14 protein-coding genes and 1 riboswitch are annotated in these 19,382 nt (G+C 49.2%); of the genes, 8 read left to right on the top strand and 6 right to left on the bottom strand.

What is annotated here, in order from left to right:
* Positions 1–68 precede the first annotated feature (68 nt).
* The 3 genes from hypB to speB form a co-directional block, all read right to left on the bottom strand.
* Complete coding sequence (hypB, locus tag ACR6Z4_RS17430) at positions 69–785, bottom strand: hydrogenase nickel incorporation protein HypB (protein ID WP_479718576.1); 717 nt, start codon at positions 783–785, stop codon at positions 69–71.
* Between the two features lie 287 nt (positions 786–1,072).
* Complete coding sequence (gene hypA / locus ACR6Z4_RS17425) at positions 1,073–1,438, bottom strand: hydrogenase maturation nickel metallochaperone HypA (protein WP_479718575.1); 366 nt, start codon at positions 1,436–1,438, stop codon at positions 1,073–1,075.
* 13 nt (positions 1,439–1,451) lie between these two features.
* Entirely contained in the window at positions 1,452–2,636 is a 1,185-nt protein-coding gene (speB, locus tag ACR6Z4_RS17420; RefSeq protein WP_479718574.1) for an agmatinase, read from the bottom strand.
* A gap of 127 nt (positions 2,637–2,763) precedes the next feature.
* Positions 2,764–2,895: riboswitch (guanidine-I (ykkC/yxkD leader) on the bottom strand.
* A gap of 392 nt (positions 2,896–3,287) precedes the next feature.
* Here speB and ACR6Z4_RS17415 point away from each other — a divergent pair.
* A complete protein-coding gene (locus ACR6Z4_RS17415; protein ID WP_479718573.1) occupies positions 3,288–3,671 on the top strand; it encodes an endonuclease domain-containing protein in 384 nt (127 codons plus the stop codon).
* A gap of 249 nt (positions 3,672–3,920) precedes the next feature.
* Here ACR6Z4_RS17415 and ACR6Z4_RS17410 read toward each other — a convergent pair whose 3' ends face one another.
* Together ACR6Z4_RS17410 and rbsK are read right to left on the bottom strand one after the other, a co-directional pair.
* Positions 3,921–6,194, bottom strand: a complete 2,274-nt coding sequence (locus tag ACR6Z4_RS17410) for a GUN4 domain-containing protein (protein WP_479718572.1) — start codon at positions 6,192–6,194, stop codon at positions 3,921–3,923.
* 92 nt (positions 6,195–6,286) lie between these two features.
* Complete coding sequence (gene rbsK, locus ACR6Z4_RS17405; RefSeq protein WP_479718571.1) at positions 6,287–7,228, bottom strand: ribokinase; 942 nt, start codon at positions 7,226–7,228, stop codon at positions 6,287–6,289.
* 33 nt (positions 7,229–7,261) lie between these two features.
* On the opposite strand from rbsK, the gene ACR6Z4_RS17400 reads away from it, so the two are divergent.
* Together ACR6Z4_RS17400 and ACR6Z4_RS17395 are read left to right on the top strand one after the other, a co-directional pair.
* On the top strand, positions 7,262–7,504 hold the full coding sequence (locus ACR6Z4_RS17400) for a hypothetical protein (protein WP_479718570.1): 243 nt from the start codon (positions 7,262–7,264) through the stop codon (positions 7,502–7,504).
* Between the two features lie 81 nt (positions 7,505–7,585).
* Positions 7,586–8,809 carry a homocysteine biosynthesis protein gene (locus ACR6Z4_RS17395; protein ID WP_479718569.1) on the top strand — a complete coding sequence of 408 codons (1,224 nt, stop codon included), beginning with the start codon at positions 7,586–7,588 and terminating at the stop codon, positions 8,807–8,809.
* A 143-nt stretch (positions 8,810–8,952) separates the two neighbouring features.
* On the opposite strand, the gene ACR6Z4_RS17390 is transcribed toward ACR6Z4_RS17395, so the two are convergent.
* Positions 8,953–10,092, bottom strand: a complete 1,140-nt coding sequence (locus ACR6Z4_RS17390; protein WP_479718620.1) for a hypothetical protein — start codon at positions 10,090–10,092, stop codon at positions 8,953–8,955.
* A 1,024-nt stretch (positions 10,093–11,116) separates the two neighbouring features.
* Between ACR6Z4_RS17390 and ACR6Z4_RS17385 the strand changes: the two genes are divergently transcribed.
* The 5 genes from ACR6Z4_RS17385 to ACR6Z4_RS17365 all read left to right on the top strand — a co-directional run bounded on the left by ACR6Z4_RS17385 (position 11,117) and on the right by ACR6Z4_RS17365 (position 19,139).
* Positions 11,117–12,040 (top strand): tetratricopeptide repeat protein, encoded by a 924-nt coding sequence (locus ACR6Z4_RS17385; protein ID WP_479718568.1) that lies wholly within the window; start codon positions 11,117–11,119, stop codon positions 12,038–12,040.
* Positions 12,041–12,579: 539 nt separating this feature from the next.
* Entirely contained in the window at positions 12,580–13,626 is a 1,047-nt protein-coding gene (locus tag ACR6Z4_RS17380) for a threonine aldolase family protein (RefSeq protein WP_479718567.1), read from the top strand.
* A gap of 656 nt (positions 13,627–14,282) precedes the next feature.
* Entirely contained in the window at positions 14,283–16,955 is a 2,673-nt protein-coding gene (locus ACR6Z4_RS17375) for a hypothetical protein (protein WP_479718566.1), read from the top strand.
* Between the two features lie 208 nt (positions 16,956–17,163).
* The gene (locus ACR6Z4_RS17370) at positions 17,164–18,438 is read left to right on the top strand and encodes an AAA family ATPase (protein ID WP_479718565.1); all 1,275 of its coding nucleotides are present in this window, start codon (positions 17,164–17,166) and stop codon (positions 18,436–18,438) included.
* The gene (locus ACR6Z4_RS17365) at positions 18,435–19,139 is read left to right on the top strand and encodes a retron system putative HNH endonuclease (RefSeq protein WP_479718564.1); all 705 of its coding nucleotides are present in this window, start codon (positions 18,435–18,437) and stop codon (positions 19,137–19,139) included. The genes ACR6Z4_RS17370 and ACR6Z4_RS17365 overlap by 4 nt, the downstream gene beginning before the upstream one ends.
* Positions 19,140–19,382: the final 243 nt, after the last annotated feature.

Here is a 19,382-nt window from a genome sequence, read left to right as displayed (position 1 = left end):
AATCGAGCCGAGTATTTGTAAAAGTGAGATGAGTCGCGATCGCACCGTCGTTTTATCTTCTGTTCTATCTAAGGGTGAAGGGATGCCAGGGTTTGTATATTTTGTTGCACTTTCCGCACAGAAACCTGCGATCGCACCCAATCAAACCAGAGATCTAACCCTTCGCCCGTTTTGGCAGACACCGAAATGATGGTGACATGGGGGTTCATCTGTCGTACATTAGCGGCGATCGCTTCAATTTCAATGTCTAAATAAGGAGCCAGATCCAGCTTGGTAATCAGCAAACAATCAGCTTCCTGAAACATGATCGGATACTTCAGCGGCTTGTCTTCTCCTTCAGTGACGCTGAGCAGCGCAACCTTCAAATGTTCGCCGACTTCAAACTCTGCCGGACACACCAGATTGCCGACATTTTCGACCAGAAGCAGATCAAAATCTTCGGGGGTATAGTCGTGCGCGAGTCGGTGAATGCCACCCGCCACCATTTTGGCATCGAGATGGCAGGAGCGTCCGGTGTTAATGGCAATCACCGGCACCCCATATTGGCGCAGGCGATCGGCATCTAATTCAGTCGTCATATCCCCTTCAATCACGACCATCTTCAGGTCTTGGCTGAGTGCCGCCAGGGTGCGTTCTAACAGCACCGTCTTTCCGGCACCGGGACTGCTCATAATATTGAGGCAAGTGATGCCCCATTGATCGAAGTGGGCGCGATTGTGTTCGGCTCCTTCCTGGTTGGCATGAAGCAGATTGATTCCAAGGGCAGCGTCAAATGTTTGATGCATAGGTTTAGGAAATAAAGGACGCGTAGGAATTTGGTATTGGGATGAGAAGGTTGGTGATGCAGGAATGATTCTGATGCTGGTGAATTTTGCGTTGCAGCTATCAAATCCTGTCAGTTCCTAAAGATTCGTGGATTACATAATTCCTATCAGTCAAGTGCCCTGTAGGGGCGCACAGCGGTGCGCCCTTACCCAAGAATTACTGAATAAAACCGAAGATTTATTTTTGTCAGCGCGGCTCCGCCGCGCTGACAAAAATAAACTTCCGGGTTTTAATTACTTTGTAACCCTTAATGGCTAACGACTTCACTGGCATATTCAACCCGATCGATTTTCAATTCTCTGCCAGAGCGAATATCCTCCATGGGTGAATGACAGGTAGGACAGGCATATTGAATGCCAATTTCCGGACGATAGTCTTGCTGGCAGGTATGGCAGAAAGCAATCAGCGGGGTTTCTTGAATCACTAATTCTGCCCCATCCAAAAAGGTCTGTTTGGTTTGCACCTCGAAGGCAAATTGCAAACTCACAGGTTCAACACAGGTAAATTGCCCCACAATCAGGTGAACTTTGGAGATTTTAGGACGGTCTGGCTGGGTTTCCCACCAATCCTTAACGGTCAGGATCAGAGCTTTGGTCATGTCAGTTTCATGCATGGTGCGATCGCCCCTAAGCCCACGCTTGATCCACGTCCATATTGCAGGCTTCGTGAATGTAGCTTGCTTTTTGTTTCCGGGGGAGTTGACCTGACAGCACCAGGTGCGCCATTGTGTCGCAAATCACGCGGGTTGCCATCAGTGCAGTGATGTCGCTGATGTCGTAGGGAGGCGAAACTTCAACAATTTCCAGACCGCAAACAGGCGCTTTTTGGACGATCTTACCGAGCAAATAGAGCGCTTCACGGGGCAGTAGTCCCCCCGGTTCGGGCCAGCCGGTACCGGGGACAAATCCAGCATCAATGCAATCAATATCAAAGCTGATATACACGCAATCGGTGCCATCTAGCGCCCGTTCTAGGGCAAAATCGACCGCTGCATCCAAGCCCATATCCATGATGTCGGTGACGGTGAGAATGTTGGTTGCTCGTTCGCGGCACACCTTCACCCCCTGACGGGGCACTTGCCAACCGCCGATGCCCAATTGCACCAGGTTTTTCGCTGGGGCATTTGCCATATTGGTGGCATGGAACCAGGGACAGGTGTGCATCCGTTCATCCAGGTCGGTTTCCTGGGTATCGACATGGCGATCGAAGTGGATGATACCAACTTTTTTGTCGCCCAGGTGACGGCACACGCCGCGCACCGTAGGGAAGCCAATGGAATGATCGCCGCCTAACAGAATCGGGAAGGCTCCAGAACTGAAGACATGGGCAACCCCTTTGGAGATCTGGTCGAAAGATTTTTCGTTATTCGCCGGAATCGTGAAGATATCGCCAACATCACAGAGGGTAATTTGTTCGCGCAAATCAACGCCCAATTCAAAGTTGTAAGGGGTGTACAGGGCAGAAATGCGGCGAATTCCTTGGGGACCGAAGCGGGTACCGGGACGGTAGGTGGTGCCAGAGTCGTGGGGAATGCCGACGATCGCCACGTCATAGTTACCCACTTTGCGGACATCTTCTAAATAGGGCGCTTTTAGGAACGTGTTGATGCCAGCATAGTGTGGCAGTTCACCCCGCGAAAAGGTAGGAATGGAGCGATCGCGGATACTGGCAGCGGCTTCTAGACCAAACTCTAGACCCTGAGAGACTTCTTGTTGCCACCCGGTGAGGGGCAATTTTGCTTCTAGTTCTAAAGCACGATTGGCTTCAGTCGAAGCAGCGTTGGGATTTTGAAATAACGGATTGTCAGTCATCGAAGACACCCAATGAAATGATTTACTGGACGGGCTGAGACAGAGTCAGAGTATGCAAAATACGTGAATAGTACCAGTCATGCAAACAACTAAAGCCCAGGAGAGCATGCCGTCAAATGACTGCCGCTTCTCCCGGGCTTTTATCCCGCCGTGTGGCTAATGGAGCGTTCCTCAAGGGAAAATTCTTGCATTAGCTTGCCTCTCTCGGACCAGGCATTTAGCGCCATGGCGCTAAACCGGAACCCTAGAAGCAATGGTTTCATTCATTTTTTCACAAAATCTCTCAATCCTCTTACAGGTTAAGTTGTCTTAGGCATTGCACCAGACGATTGAGGATCTACTCCTAAGAAGATGATTGAAAAGTCTTACCGTTGGTAGCAACCTGTTTCAGATCCCCCTAAATCCCCCTTCAAAAGGGGGACTTTAGAACCAGTTCCCCCCCTTTTGAAGGGGGGCTAGGGGGGATCAGCCGGTGTCGAAAATCACAACCGATCACTTTTCAAACATCCTCTAAGACAGTTACCAGTGGATTAAAAATAAAAAAGTATCGTATTTTACATTAATGAAATGTTGAATCGCACTGGGCACTTTTAGGGAAATCTCGAAGGTATAGTTGCGGCGCTTTATTTCAAGAGGTTGGGGGATCTATTCATGTCTAAACTCAACACAACTGATTTTCATCTACCCTACAATCCTGAATTGATCGACAGAGCAAAGCAATTCCGAAAAAATCCTACTTTGGCAGAGAAAAAACTCTGGCGAGACTGCCTTAAAACATTTCCATTTCGTATGTTGCGACAACGTCCGATTGGTCACTTTATTGTGGATTTTTACTGTGCGGCTTTGAAATTGGTGATTGAAGTAGATGGGGAAAGCCATTTTACAGAGGCAGCGAAAACCCGAGATGCAGAACGGACTAAGGTTTTGGAGGAATATGGTTTGACGGTGTTGAGGTTCACTAATGACGAGGTGATGAATCAGTTTGAGGGTGTATGTCAACGAATTTGGGAGCAGATCCCCCTAAATTCCCCTTAAAAAGGGGGACTTCCGACAATTCCCCCCCTTTTGAAGTTACCGGGTACACATATCTCGAATGAGAAGCTACAATCCTGCTCGATCCCCCTAAATCCCCCTTCAAAAGGGGACTTCTGGACAATTCCCCCCTTTTGAAGGGGGGCTAGGGGGGATCGAACCCTAGTGCCAGGTAACAGATCCTCGAAATACCTAATTTCCCGTGCAGAGAGGGTCAGAAATAAAACTGGATCAGTCTGGAGCGCTCATCTGCTAAGGTTTACAACGCACGATACGAGAAAAGAACAACCACACCACTGCCAACCAAGAAAAACTGATAGGGAGGTGTCCCTTAGGTGACGAGGTATTAAAAATCACCTTGAACTCCCAATTTCCATTCGCTCTCCAACCGACGCGATCGCCAAACTTTGCAAATGCCTCTCTATAATACTTGCCATCGGGAATGCCGCCACAGGCTATATAAATATCTTTTTGTACACTAAAACCAAAGTGCCCGTTGCTGTAGTTCACCCAAAGGCGATCGATCGCCAGGAGTTCATCACAGGGAAAGTTGAGTAACTCCTCTTTGGTTTCAAAATACTGTCCTTCTTCCTTGCCGATAGCTGTCATCATCAGCCGATACGTTTCCCGATCTGCTTCTTGCCACTGCTGGTTTTTCAAATACTGTTCTAGGGCTTGATAGCGGGAGTTTTGTACCGTGGGTTTTAGCAGATCAAGTTCTGCTGACAATTCGGGATCGAGACGTTTGGTCGTTTCCTGAAAGCAGGTATATGCCAGGTCAGTGGCTTGCCGTTGCAACATCTCCCTGATCAGGCGAGTAGGGTTGACCTGGGCGGCATAGAGCAAAATCGTCGGTTTCCACCAATCTTCGTGGAGGTGGTCATAGAGCCAGCTTTCTTGCTTTTGTTGGGCGACGTAGGTAGCTGCCAGATATTCTTGAAAACTGAGATGGGCGAATTCATACTCGTCTTCTTGCTGCACCAGCAATTCGCTGATCTGTACCACCTGCTCTAAAAATTCTTCGGCAAAGACCGTTTCTTTTTGCTGCTGCAAACATCCAGCCAATCCTTTGAGCAACACGCTTTTGGGTAGACGTTCTCGTTTGTTTTTCATCATGCCCCATGCCAGCATTTGCAAAATCGTCTGGGCATCGCATTGGGTCAGCAGCGTATCCAGTTTTCGGGCAGCGGGTCTGTCTCGCAGTTGCAACTGGCAAATTTCCCGATAGAGATCAACACGGCGTTTGGGCAGATCAGCACCCGGATAGCGGCGATGAAACGTGACAATCAGGTTTAGCAGCAAGGGATTTTTGGCTAAATCTTTGAGTTCTTGCCGTGCTTCGATTTGCCGTAATAGTTCCTCGCTTGCCCGATGTGTAATGGCTTGCACATCAGGAGTATTCTCGCCACCAGCGGTATAGCGTTCTTGACAGAGATACCACTTTTGCACAAAATCGCGCCGTTGTTGGGCATTAAAGTCTTTGACCCAGAGACGTGTAGTTAGCTCCATGCGATCGGTAATGTCTTGCTCTTGATAGGCTTTGGGACGCGATGTCAAGATAAAAATTGATTTGCCATAGAGTCGCATTTGTTCATTGATCCACCTGGCAACGGCAGGGTGTTGAGTTTTTGCCACCTCATCAAAGCCATCGAACATCACCAGGGCATCCCCACGCATCAGTTTGTTTTTTGCCCAATCTGTTGGCAGGGTTAGCCCTTCTGCTTCGGGCAGGCTGGGGATGTGATGCTGGGTGATCAGATCGGGTAGATTCGGCGGGTTGTCCTGAGCAATCAGGTCTCGATATTTGCGCAGCACCAGTAAGAAGGGAGTGCGTCGAGAAACTTGATATTTGCTCTGCTGATGGGTGCCGTAGGTATAGGCTATATGTTTGAGCAGGGTAGTTTTGCCATAGCCACCCCAGGCAAGAATGACAATTTGCTTAAAAACAGGGTGTTGATTGGTTTTTCGCAGTAAGTCCCAGATGCTTTGCCCATCGGGATTATCTATTTGTCGTAGTAGTGTCTCATTAAGATCCTCTACGGATTGCAACACTGCCGCATCGGGGTTACGAAACCCAGGCACAAGAGAACTGGGGTCGAGTTGCAAGGGCACAAACACTTCTTCGAGCAAGGGAATGAAGATGCGATCGTGCTGTGCCATGCCTTCTGAGTGATAGCGCCGACAATCCCAGGCTTGGCATTGCAAATACTGATCTTCCACGCCTCTGACTCTGGCGATCGCCTGTTCTGCGGCTTGATCGACCATGCGATCGGCGGCTTCTCCTGCCTGGGTTAAGCGGCGCTTGGTGCCTTTATGCAAGGGATCGAGCAAACTGGCTCCATAGGAAATCCCCAGTCCAATGACCGCAGAGGCGATCGCCTTGGGCAGATCACTTTCTTTGAACAATGACCAAAACGCACCCAAGCCTCCTCCGGCAACGCCCCCTGTCATCACCACTTTCAATGCAATGTCGGCAATTTTTTCATTCAGCGTGGGTGAAGCGTCAGGGCTATCTGGGGGCGTCATGGGCACAGCGGATTAGCAACGTTGAAAGAAAATGCGCTGCCAATTGGGTTGAGCCTATTGTATTCACTTTTCCCAGAGCATTCCAGGTTGACCTATGGCGTTACGCGATCGGAACCAGGGTGCTGACTTAAAAAATTGTCTAACGCTTCACGGGTAGGTAACGAGGGTTGCGCTCCGGCTTGGGTGGTAGACAATGCCCCAACGGCGGCTGCCCAGGTTAGCGCTTGCTTCAGCGATCGCCCTTCTGCCAATGCGGCGGCTAATCCGCCATTAAATGCATCTCCAGCGGCAACCGTATCGATCGCTGTTACCGGAAAGGCTGGGATGATCACTGTCTCATCGGCGGTGACACAGACGGCACCCTGTTTGCCCAGTTTGACAATCACGGTTGATACGCCCCGTTGACGTAGAGCGATCGCCGCCTGGGTAGCAGTTTCAACGGTATTGACCGGAAAGCCGACGAGCTGAGCGGCTTCTACCTGGTTGGGCGTCAGAATATCGAGCAGGGGATAGAGTTCGTCGGGCAAATCAGATCGGGCTGGGGCTGGATCCAGGATCACTGTTGCCCCCTGGGCTTTTGCTGCCTGGGCAGCGGCAACGACTGCGGGTAAAGGAATTTCGAGTTGCAATAACAGAATGTTGCCCGGTGATAGCACGGCTTGCAATCGTTGCACATCGGTAGCACCGACTGCCCCGTTGGCTCCAGGAATGACGATGATGTGGTTTTCTGCCTGCTGATCCACGGCAATGACGGCGACACCAGAGTGGGTGGTAGAGTCAATTAAAATGCGATCGCAACCAACGCCACTGGCGCTTAGCTCGGTCAGCAAGTCTTGCCCAAATCCATCTCCCCCGACTCGCCCAACCATCTCTGCGGCAACGCCCAGCCGTGCCACTGCGACTGCCTGGTTAGCACCCTTGCCACCGGGGATGGTGTTGAAGGATTGCCCCATCAACGTTTCGCCAGGAATCGGTAAACGCGGTACGCTGGCTACCAGATCCATATTGATGCTGCCAAAGACAATGACCGACATGAGAGAAGAGGGTAAAGGATCAGGACTTGCGGATTGAATGGGTGTGATGGGCTGCGCCCATCACACCCATCACTATGGTTTCAGATAGAGCAGACTGGCGTAAGTGCTAAGGCTAAGGGACTGACAAATGTTCTGACGCAGGGTGGTGTTGAACAACGTGAACCCCAACAGCAACACTGGTTTGAATGGGTTACGCGATCGCTCACCCATCCTACAGCAGAATCAGGGTTACAAACGGTGTGTCCGGCAACTCTGTCAATTCATGCCCAGGTTTAACACTGGCTCCTACTCCTGATCCCTGACTGCCTATTCCTGCTTCAAATTACAGTACACATCTTGCACAAATCGATGAGTGTTATGCGAACGATTGCGGAAATCAATGAAAAAATCACGACCGGAAAAGTGGTGGTGTGGACGGCAGAAGAGCTGAAAGCACGGGTGCAGGAGGTCGGTGTCACTCAGGCGACCCAAGAAGTGGATGTGGTGACCACGGGGACGTTTGAGCCGATGGAGTCTTCCGGGGCAATCCTCAATCTGGGGCATACAGACCCGCCGATTAAGATCCGCCATTGTTGGTTAGATGGGGTGCTGGCTTACTCTGGCTTTGGGGCAGTGGACTTGTATTTGGGTGCGACGCAGGTGGCAGATGGTGGTGGCGGCGATATGACCGATCTGGAAGATACGCGCGATATGCCGTTGCGCAATCCGGGACGAGAGCGCGGGGGTGGGCATGTGATTGCCGATCTGATTGCGGGTAAGCCTGTGCGGTTGCGGGCGATCGGGCAGGTGACCGATTGTTATCCGCGATCGTCCTTTGAAACGACGATTACGATCGATACGATTAATCAGTTTTATTTATTTAATCCGCGTAATCTCTACCAAAATTTTATTGTCGGTGTCAATGGCGGCGATCGCCCATTGTTTACCTATCTGGGGCAGTTACAACCCCGGTTGGGAAATGCGGTATATTCCAACCCCGGTGCAATTTCGCCGTTGTGGAATGATCCGGAGTTAGATCTGATTGGCATTGGCACGCGTATTTTTCTGGGGGGTGGCGTTGGCTACATCACCTGGGAAGGCACTCAGCATTTTCCGTTACAAAAACGACTGCCCAATCACACTCCAATCGGGCCTGCGGCAACTCTGGCCGTGATCGGCGATGCCAAACAAATGCAACCCCGGTGGGTGAGGGGCTGCTATTTCAAAAGCTATGGTCCCTCGTTGATGCTGGGCGTGGGCATTCCGTTGCCGGTGCTCAATGAAGAGGTCGTCAGACGGTGTGCCATTCAAGATCAAGAGTTGGTTGCCCCTGTGGTTGACTTTTCCATTCCCCGGCGGGTACGCCCAACCTTTGGTTTGGTTAGCTATGCCCAACTCAAGTCCGGCAAGCTATCCATTGATGGCAAAACCGTTCGGGTTGCGCCGCTGGCTAGCATTTATCTGTCTCGACAGGTAGCACTGGAGCTAAAGCAATGGATCGAGCAAGGCAGCTTTACCTTGACTGAACCTGTTGCTGCTATTCCCAAAGACCGAGCCTTTTTGGCACAAGATCGCTGGGGTGCCCAACTCAATCTAGATTGAGGTAAAGGCGATCGCCCGTTTCAGTAGTCCTGAATCCTGGAGTAATGCTCGCGGTTCTGGACTCACACCAAACCGGAATGATTGGGGGTTGCATTGGCAATGCCAGTGCAACCCCCAATCATTCCGGTTTGCAAACGACTCACTTATTCTGGATTGGGGGTTGACGATCCGTCTTTAGGACGCTTAATTGGTTTTTCTGCCGGTGCGCGACGGGGGCTGGGTGGACGAGTTGGGCGATCGCCTGATGCATGGGCAGATTGCCCCTCTCTGGGGAAATTGCTGCGGCGTCTGGCACCGCCCCCACCCCCGCCACCAAATTTCGGCTTGCCGCTCCAGGGTCTACGGTTATCGCTTTCACCCGCCTTCCGTTTTTTCGGAGGAACCAGAGCGATCATGGTGCCTTCTTTAACTAGCAGATAATCGTGCTGCCGTTGCACTTGCAAATCCCAGAAATAACCGACGGCTTTGCCTTCCAGGGTGCCTTGCATATTGAGCTGAAAGGCTTTGCCACCCGTTTCACCTTTGCGGGGTGCCTGTTGAATTTTCACAACCAGACGGTCTTCCTCTGGAATATGGAAAATCACTTCGCCCCGAATCGAGAAATAGCCATCTTCCAGGTCGAGCAAAGAGCGATCGCCATCGGCATCGGCTGGCGCATCGGCGGCGGCAGTTTCGGTGGATGGGTCTGCCGATGGTTCTGTAGCATCTGCGGCAGGTTCAGATAAATCTTCGGGTGCAGGATCGCTGGTGCTATCAGCAGTCTCTTCTGTGCTGGCTTCAGATGCGGCTACCGACGAGTCTATGGCAACATCGTCGGCATCTATTTCTGCATGGGTTTCAGTATCTTCCAACGAGGAGTCGGCTGATAGGGGACGGTTGAGCTTTTCAGGCTCCCAAACCCCGACAATTTGCAAATGTAAGGTGTTTTCCTTGTTGCGAGTGCGCGGATAAACAACCCAAAGATGGTGGTCTGCCAAATCGAGATGCTTCTTGACAAGACTCATGACTCGCCCCAACAAGACCGCACCAATGGAGGTACCATCCTCCATCGTCAGAGTTCCACGGGTAAATTGCTCTTCCGAGGGCGCATAGATTCCTCTGACTAGCCCAATCGCCCGATATTGCATCGGTTCGCTGGCAGGTGGGATGGGATGCTGTCGATTTTTGACGCTAGACGCTTCGTTCGAACGGGCATCTACGTCCGTCTGGAGAGTGGAGCCAGAGGTTTCAGGTTCATTCAATAGGGTCACGTCTGAAATCGTTGAATTAGCGGAAGAATCCATGGTGAGGGTCGAGGCTAAGTGCTGATCCATAGTAATTCCTGCGGAGGGTTCCGACTCAGGCAGATTGCCTGCCTGGTTTTGGGGTTGCGGTTGGGAGGATGGAGCCGCCTTGGGTGGCTCTGGAACCGGGCTTTGAGAGGAACTCATGAGAAACCTCCTTCTGCGGAACTACGCCGCCAACCTTGAACAACAACAGCAGCAGAATACTAACTCAGATTGCAGTGGACAGCCACCCAGACACCCAAAGTTTACTAAAACATGATTGAGAGATGTTTTAGCTTTGGCTAGTCTAAGGTTAACTCTGCCCATTCAATTGAAACACATCGTTTAACACTAGATTGACTTAAACGAGACACATGTTTTTGGGTTTTGTTGCGCAGCACAATGTCTGTTGCAACAGATCTAACATGCACTCGATTAAACACTAGGTTAACATTTGCACTGAATCTAGCTTGCTGAGTGCTTGGAGGTTGGGGTCTCCGGTTGCATCTATCCATTTTGTTTATACAATTGCGATCGCTGTCGTCAGGGATCTCTACGGGAAATCTACACGAGAGCCAGTGGATTACATGAAAAATTTACTGTTATGGCAATTGAATGGTTAATTTAAGACGGGGTGCAGGGGTGGAACCCCTGTGCGGAGGCACAGCCTCCGTGACCCTGTCATAAGGAGCTGTAAAGAAATAACATGAGCTAGGCTGTTAGCTGTTGGCTAATAGCTAATAGCTAACAGCCAGCCAAAACCATGAAACTATTTTTCAACAAGCCTTAACCAGTCCTTCGGCTGCTGTATGTGCGGTTTTGCAGGTGATTTACAGCGCTTCGCGCTTGAATATGTTTAGATTTTTTGTTGTGTGCCGCGCTCCGCGCGGCACACAACAAAAAATCTGTGGCTTAATCCATTGAAAATGGCTGTAAGGCGGTTTTTGGCGATCGCCTGGAAACGTACAGGAATATTGCAAAGATGTCCTGCTCTCTTCCGATGTGGTTAATAATGGAAGGGCATTAGAGTTTGGGAAGTGGCGTGTTTAATAAGCGCAATCGCTGGATTATCACCCTGATTATGTCGATCGCCTCTCTGTCGTTCCTGGCGATCTTTCTCGTGCCTGTGTTTGTGGCTGCCTTTCAAAGTTCTCCGGCAGTAACAACAGCCGTTTCACCCGATCCCAGTGCTTCTGGCGCACCTCAGGCGGATTTAGAAGCGCAGGCAAAGGGCTATGAATTGGTGTTGCAACGGGAGCCAGATAATCAGACGGCTCTTCGGGGGTTATTGGAATTGCGTATCCAACAGGGTAATTTGCAAGCGACAATCGAACCCTTGCAAAAGCTGGCAGACCTTAATCCTGACCAGCCCGACTATCAGGTCTTGTTGGCGCAGGTCAAGCAACGGCTGGGCGATCGCGAAGGGGCAGCTCAAGCCTATCGCCAGGTGTTGTCGTCTCGACCGGGCGACCTCAATGCGCTTCAAGGGTTAGTTAATTTGCTGCTCGACCAGGGACGACCCCAGGCAGCCGTGGGGATGCTGCAAGATACGTTGCAGACGGCGGATGAAGCCAATAATGTGCAACCGGGCAGTGTGGACGTGCCATCGGTGCAGTTGTTGTTGGCACAAGTCTATGCCGAACAAAAGCGCTATGGCGAAGCGATCGCCGTTTACGACCAGATCATTGGCTCCAATAGCCAGGATTTTCGCCCCTTATTAGGTAAAGCGATCGTCTTGCAAACTCAGGGTAAAACAGAGGAAGCGCAGCCACTCTTTAGTAGTGCGGCAACCCTTGCCCCTGCCCAATTCAAAGATCAGATTGAGCAAATTGCATCGGGTGATACGAGCAATCCCTTAGGGGCTGAAAATGTCCCGACCAATCCCGGAGCGACCGAGCCAGCACTTTCGCCGGGAACCGTCGCTCCCAGTGCGACTCCTGGCGTATCGCCGTCGCCGTCGCCTTAGGATCGTGGGTTGTATAAAACCACATTCTTTTTGAGAGCGACGGCAAAGCCGTCGCTCTCAAAAAGAAGCACAGGTTAACTGATTTGAGATCCCTGAGGATTATGAATTAAAGGTTTTGTAGGATGTGCTGGGCGATCGCCGTCATGCATCACAAGCCCTAGAGTCGATGCGTTACGCTGCGCTAACACATCCCACGCAAGAATCCGGTTTTATTAAATCCACGATCCGTAGGGATCATGAATTCACTAAAATCTAGAGTTTCATTTTGGCGATCGCGAGGTTGCCACGCTAGTCAAAACATAGAAAAATTCTATGGTTATGTTTGCAATCATAGATTTACATCTGCCACGACAGCAGCCGAAGAGCTGCTTAAGACGGGGGCGTGGGGGCTGTACCTCCGGACAGGGATTCTACCCCTGTACCCCGTCCTCATGAACCATTGAATGGCTATACAACTCAACGCATATCCGAATTGAGTAAGAACCTTGCACCGCAAGACTTTTACCCCACCCCTATACTGAATCAGATTAAAACTTTATATGAATTTTGCCAGTGATAACGTCACCGGGGCTTGTCCTGAAGTTTTGGCTGCCTTAATTGCTGCCAATGATGGCACTGCCATGCCCTATGGGGAAGACGAATATACTCAGCATTTAGAATCGCAATTTTCTACCCTATTTGAAACAGAAGTGACTGTTTTTCCGGTTGCCACGGGTTCTGCCGCAAATTCTCTGGCATTATCGGTGCTGTCTCCTGCCTTTGGGGCGATTTACTGCCATCAAGATGCCCATGTCAACGTCGATGAATGTGGTGCCCCAGAGTTTTATACGGGGGGCGCTAAGCTGGTGGCATTGACGGGGGCGCAGGGCAAGATTCATGCCGATGATTTAGAAACAGCGCTAGAAAAAGGCTGGTCGGGGATAGTCCATCATGTGCAACCTGCCGTCGTCAGCATAACCCAGGCAACCGAAGCGGGAACGGTGTATCAGATTGATGAGATCAAAGCGATCGCTCAGGCAACTCATACCCACGGGCTGCACCTGCATATGGACGGTGCCCGCTTTGCCAATGCCATTGTGAGTTTGGGCTGTACCCCGGCAGAAATGACCTGGAAAGCGGGGGTCGATGCGCTATGTCTGGGGGCAACCAAGAATGGGGCGATCGCCGCAGAAGCAGTCATCTTTTTTAACCGCGCCCTGGTCAATAGCTTTAGCTACCGTCGCAAACGGGGGGGACACTTATTTTCTAAAATGCGATTTCTGTCTGCCCAGCTTCAGGCTTATCTGACCGACGACGTCTGGTTACGCAATGCCACCCATGCCAACCAGATGGCAACCAAATTGGCACAGGGATTATCTATCATTCCTGAAATTAAATTGTGCCATGCCGTTGAAGCCAATGAAATTTTTGCGTACCTGCCCAACGACACCATCAAAGGGCTTTATGCAGAAGGGTTTCAGTTTTATCGTTGGGAAGGGGAAGGCTCAACCTTAGTGCGTCTGGTGACTGCCTTTAATACAGCAGAAAAAGATGTGGATGCATTTATTGCAACAGCGCAACGCTATGCCGTTTCGGTAAATTCTTAAAAACCATATATTTAGTAGAGTGGTTCCTCAATAGCGTGATTAAATAGCGAAGATATATCTATATCTGGTCACTTGGGATCGCAAGTTGAATCCAACTCAGCTCTCTCAAATAGAGTTAGAGGTGAATGAATTGTCGATCCTTATGATTGTGGATTTAATTAACCCGCAGATGTATCGGTAGACGCGTGGCATTGCCGCGCTTTCGACCATAAACTCTGAGGTTTGATTGAAACTGGGATCCTGAATCAGGGGGTTTATGGGCAATAAAAGACTAAACCCCCTTGATGAAGATCTAAATTTTTTGCCTGAGGAATGGGAATTAAATAACTCCGGTGATTTGTTGTACGGGCGAACGGCCGTTCGCCCCCCCAAACGATTTAATATTCGATCTTATTTAATCCATGATCCTGAGCTGTTACAAAACTTATGATTTGTCAGGCAAGAGATGTCTTCATACTGCTCTTACAGCACTGTTCAATTGCGTAAGCCGTAGATTTTGGGTGTATGCCGCGCTCTGTGCGGCACACGCCCAAAAATCTAAACCGATCGAAGCGCGAAGCGCTGTAAACAATAGGGCGGGTTTTACTCGTTTTCTGTTGCTTTTTAATCAACCCTATTGCTAACCTTTAGCCTTTGCCAGTCTCCTGAGGTGCGTTATGGCGTTTTGGGAATTTTTAATCCAAAAAGAAGGCGATCGCTCCTGGTTGCCCTTAGAATCTCCTGATGTCGAAATTCTGGAAGGACGATATCGGGTCGTTGCCCGTTCCAATCGGGTGAATGTGCCCGTGGAAATCCGTATTACCCATGATGCGATCGACGAAGATCCACCCAAACGCCGCGTCCAAAAGCGCACCAGCCGCACTAACCGCGATGGCTTAATTGTCGTCATTCCTTACACCCGATTGCATTCCGGCATTTGGGAACTGGCGTGCAATGGCGATTTGATGGCAGATATGTTGGGAGAAGGCTGGCATTATGCCGTCAAACTGCAAGTCATGTCCCATGAATCGGGATTAACCGAAGCCTGGGATCCTGATTGGCAAGATGACGTCCAACTCCATCCGGTCACAGCCAGCGCTGATCCTCACAAGGCTGAGACTCATTCTCAGGTGGTTGGTTTCGAGCACGCTGACGCTATCCCAGCGGATTCTACCCCAGCCGAGTCTATTCACCCTGAGCAACCCTTACCCGCGATCGCCCACAATCACCTCGACCCATCCGTACCGGGCGCAGTCTCCAATCCACCAGCGGACGAGGCTACAAGCACCGTTCCAGACGTCGCGTTTGTCGAGACTGACGCCACAAAGACTGAATCGGTAGAACCTGAAGCCGTGGAGACGGAAGCAACAGAGCCGGAAACGGCGGAGCCTGAACTCGAAAATGCGGAACCGCTGACGCCGATTGCGATCGCATCCCTGTTAGAAAATGCTCGTCAAGCGTCGCAACAAATTTTAGATGATCTGTTTCAAGAGTTGGACGACGACCCAGTTGAGCGATCGCCTGTTCTGCCAACCTCCACTGTCGAATCTGACATTGAAGCTACTCCGCCGATTCCCCTGCAAATTATGTTGCGTCGGGAAACCTATACCGCTCAACGGGGACAAAGCATTGATCTGATCGGACAGATTCATGTGCTAGAAGAAGCTCCGGATCAGGCGATCGCCCCCTTTGCCGCAGAACTCTGGCTGTGTCTCCGCAGTCCGCAGACGGGTCAGGCGTTGTTAGATATCCGGCGATCGCTGAACATTGAGAGCTTGCCCCACGCCTTTGAGCTATCGATTACCGTTCCAGAAACGGATCAGACTCATTTGTTCTTAGGAGAACTTTGCCTATTGGCCAGTCAGGAACCGGGCGAAGCTCCTCACGTGTGGGTCAATCAGTCGTTTACCATCACCGTTGATCTCAATGAATTGCTGGAGGCGATCGCCAACGAGCCAATGGATTCTGACGATCTGCATCCACCCCTAGAATTTGCCAAACCTGCGGATACCGATCTGAATCTGGCATTTTTAAATTTGTTGGGCGCACCGAAACCCATGCTCAACTTACAAACAGCCGGGAAACAGCTGTTACCCCCGCAACTTTACCAGCCCGACCCTGCCCAAAGCCGCGCCAAAGGCATTGACTTGCCATTTAGTAACTCGACCGCATCGTCACCCTTGTCGGACTTGGGCAAACAAATGCTCAGTCAGATGACCTCGCCTGATGCCTCAGAGCCATCATCGTCAGAACCGTCAGAACCGGAATCGGGTGAACCGAGTGAATCACTGGCAACAGATACCACAACGGTTGGAGATGAGGCGATCGCCCTATCCCCAGAGTCCAATGCTTTAGAATCACAGTCTTCAGACCTGGAAGATATTCCCGTTGCCACTAGAGCGATCGCCGATCCAGACCTGACGAATGCGATGATTGCCGATCCCATGATGGCTGATTCAACAATTGCCGATCCAGAGTCGGCAACCTCAGATAGCTATCCTGCGGTTCCTTCAACCCCAAATCCGGTCAGAGCATTCCAGCAACCGCCATCGGGTTCAACAGTGACCACCCATCATCTGGCGGATGCTCCTTTAGAATTTGATGCATTGCCGCACCCCCCCAGTTTAAATACGCCCCCGTTCCCGGCTAAATTTAGCCGCCCTACCTGGCAACCCAGCCGCAATGACGGCAATGACGCTTTCCGGTCATTGAACTTGAAACAGCGGTTTTGGTCGCGGCTGAGTTCCATGGCCAGTGATGCCGAACTGGCAGATTGGTTGGGGCGAGTTGATCCGGTTGAATCGGGTATATCACGAGATGCCCCATTGGGATTGGATAGTCAGCTGTCAACCGATGAATTTGTGATTGATGATGAACCTGTGATCCCGGCGGCTCCAGTATCGCAGCCTGATGCCGAGGACTCTGTGCGACTCAACCGATTTTCGGAAGCCGAGCATTTTCCTATCCTTGCCGACGATGAGCCAGTCCCCTTGCCGGATGTGGAACTGCCAGCCGGTGAACTGGTTTCAGGTAAGTCGATCCGGGTTAAGGTGAAGCTGCCCAATTTAGAGCCTCGAATTTATGTCAAGTTGTGGCTGCGCGATCGCCAAACTCGGGCGTTATTGGATGGACCGAAATGGTTAGTGAACTTTATTCCCAATGCTGCCGGTGACTTAGAAGCCTGGACGCATTTGATGATTCCGTTTGGCTGTTTAGAAATTCAATTTGAAGCGATCGCCATTGAGATGGCAACCCAACGCGAAAGTGACAAGACTACCAGCGATCGCATCGTCATTCCGCCCGATTTACCCATTTCTTCATTAGACCTTCGGGATGAATTAGATATGTAGAGCGATCGCCAGATTAGAATATCAAGCATAATAGAGTCATCTTTTTAGACGTGAAAACTTGAAATTTTACGTCTAAGAGGATACTCAAAATCTGTAATATAGCGCTTCGCACTAGATAAATTATGGTTGTTGTGTGAGAACGGAGTATAGCTCTCACACAATACCGTGTACTTCACGCAATAGATATAGATGTCTTGACTGGAGACGAATGAAAGTTGACCATCTCAAAATCCAAAACTTTCGTGGAATTCAGGATTTAACTTTAGAATTTAATCCTGCCGAACCTACTGTTTTAATTGGTATCAATGGCTCTGGTAAATCAAGTATTCTTAAGTGCGTAGCATTCTTTCTATCATCTTTTTTAGAAGAGATTAGAGATTTAGATCAGCCAATCCCTGGCAGTTTACCTCAAGAGCAGGATATTACTAATAGAGAAGATGAATCAAAAATAACAATTACTATTTCTTTTGGAAATTTTGGATCTCTTCTTTTATCAATTAATCCAATCCGTAAGGATCTTGAAAAAGGTTTTCATATAAAAACTAGTAGCTTTGGAACTTTAAAGAATGTCATTAAAAGCCTTTACCTTGAATTACTTAAATCTGACTCTAATGCCAGCTTACCTATTACTTTATACTATTCAACAAATCGAACTGTCTCCGATATTGCACTAGAGAGTAAAGATGATTATTTGTTTACTCAACTTGCAGCTTATGACCAGGCAATTGAATCAGGACAAGCTAATTTTCTGAATTTCTTTCAATGGTTTAGAAATCGGGAAGATTTAGAAAGTGAATTCCTTCGGGATGATCCTAACTATAGAGATATTCAATTAGAAGCTGTCAGAAAAGCGATTGGATTTCTAATACCAGATTTTTCTAATTTACGAGTTAGACGATCGCCTCTACGAATGACGTTAGAAAAGCAAGGGCAAGAACTGATTATCAATCAGTTATCTGATGGAGAGAAGTGTTTGTTAGCGATGGTTGGGGATATTGCGAGGAGGCTGGCGATCGCCAATCCTGGTTTAACTGAGCCGTTGCAAGGTGAAGGTATCGTTTTGATCGATGAAATTGAACTCCATCTTCATCCCCAATGGCAACGAGGAATTATTCCAAAATTGACTCAGACATTTCCCAACTGTCAATTTATTGTCACTACACATTCTCCTCAAGTTGTGAGTGATGTTCAACCCGATAATATTTACATTTTGGAATCAACCCCAAATGGTATAACAGCTAGACATCCAGATAGTTCGTTTGGTAGAGATAGCAATCGGATTCTAGAAGATCTAATGGGAGTTTCTGAACGTCCGGAATGGATTAAAACGGAGTTGCTTCATCTTTTCCGATTAATTGATGACGGTAATTTAGAAGAAGCTAAAAAATTGCAAAAGCAGCTTGAAACTCGAATTGGAGAAGATGAGCCAGAGTTTGCTAAATCTGATGTTTTGATCCGGCGGATGGAAATTCTTGGACGATGAAATTTATTAAAAAGAATGAGGAACCCAAGGGATTTTCAGATTGGAAGCAAGAGGCAAATGAAGATTGGCAACCCACTTGGAATACGCTCAGTGATGATCCCCATAATCCTGAGCGAAAACCTAAAACAATACTGCATGAATCTTTGCTAAAAGAACAGGGCTATATTTGTTGTTATTGTTGTGGACGAATTGGCAGACACAACAGTCATATCGAACACCTGAAACCACGTAAACATTTTCCTGAGTTAGCGTTAACTTATACCAATTTACTAGCATCGTGTCCTGGATATGCTGAAGAGGAAACTCAAGCATCAGCTTCATCAAAAACTTCTCAGGAATTTTGTGGGCAAAAAAAGGGATCTTGGTATGACGCTGATTTAATGGTTTCTCCACTCACAGAAGACTGTGCTAACTATTTTAGATACACGGGTGCTGGAGAAATGCGTGCAACTGACGATGTAGCAATGCAAGCGGCTGCCAAGGAAACGATTGAACAGCTTGGATTGAATCATACCAACTTACAAGCATCAAGACGAAAAGCGATCGAAGGAATTTTAGATGCCATTTCCGAATTGACCGAGGCGGATATAAATCGGTTGATTCAATCTTATAATCAGCTAGATCCGGACGGAAAATATGTTCGTTTTTATTCTGCAATTATTTATATCCTTCAGCAATTTTCACCTACGCAAATGAAATAAATCTCAGATGTTTATTCTGGAAAATTGCATGATTCCTGAGCAAAGCAAGCATCATTCTTTCATAATCGGGTTGTCATTGAGCGATCGCATCTCCAGACATCCATCCTGCGGTTTCTTCAGTCCCACATCCAGTGAAGGCATTCCATCAACCGTCACCGATCTCACCTGCTCCCACCCACCAGATGGCAGATGCTCCCCTAAAATTTAATGCATTGCCGCACCCACCCAGTTTAAACACGCCCT

Source organism: Calyptranema fuscum S582 (genome assembly GCF_055793305.1).
This window is presented reverse-complemented; position numbering and strand designations above follow the sequence as displayed.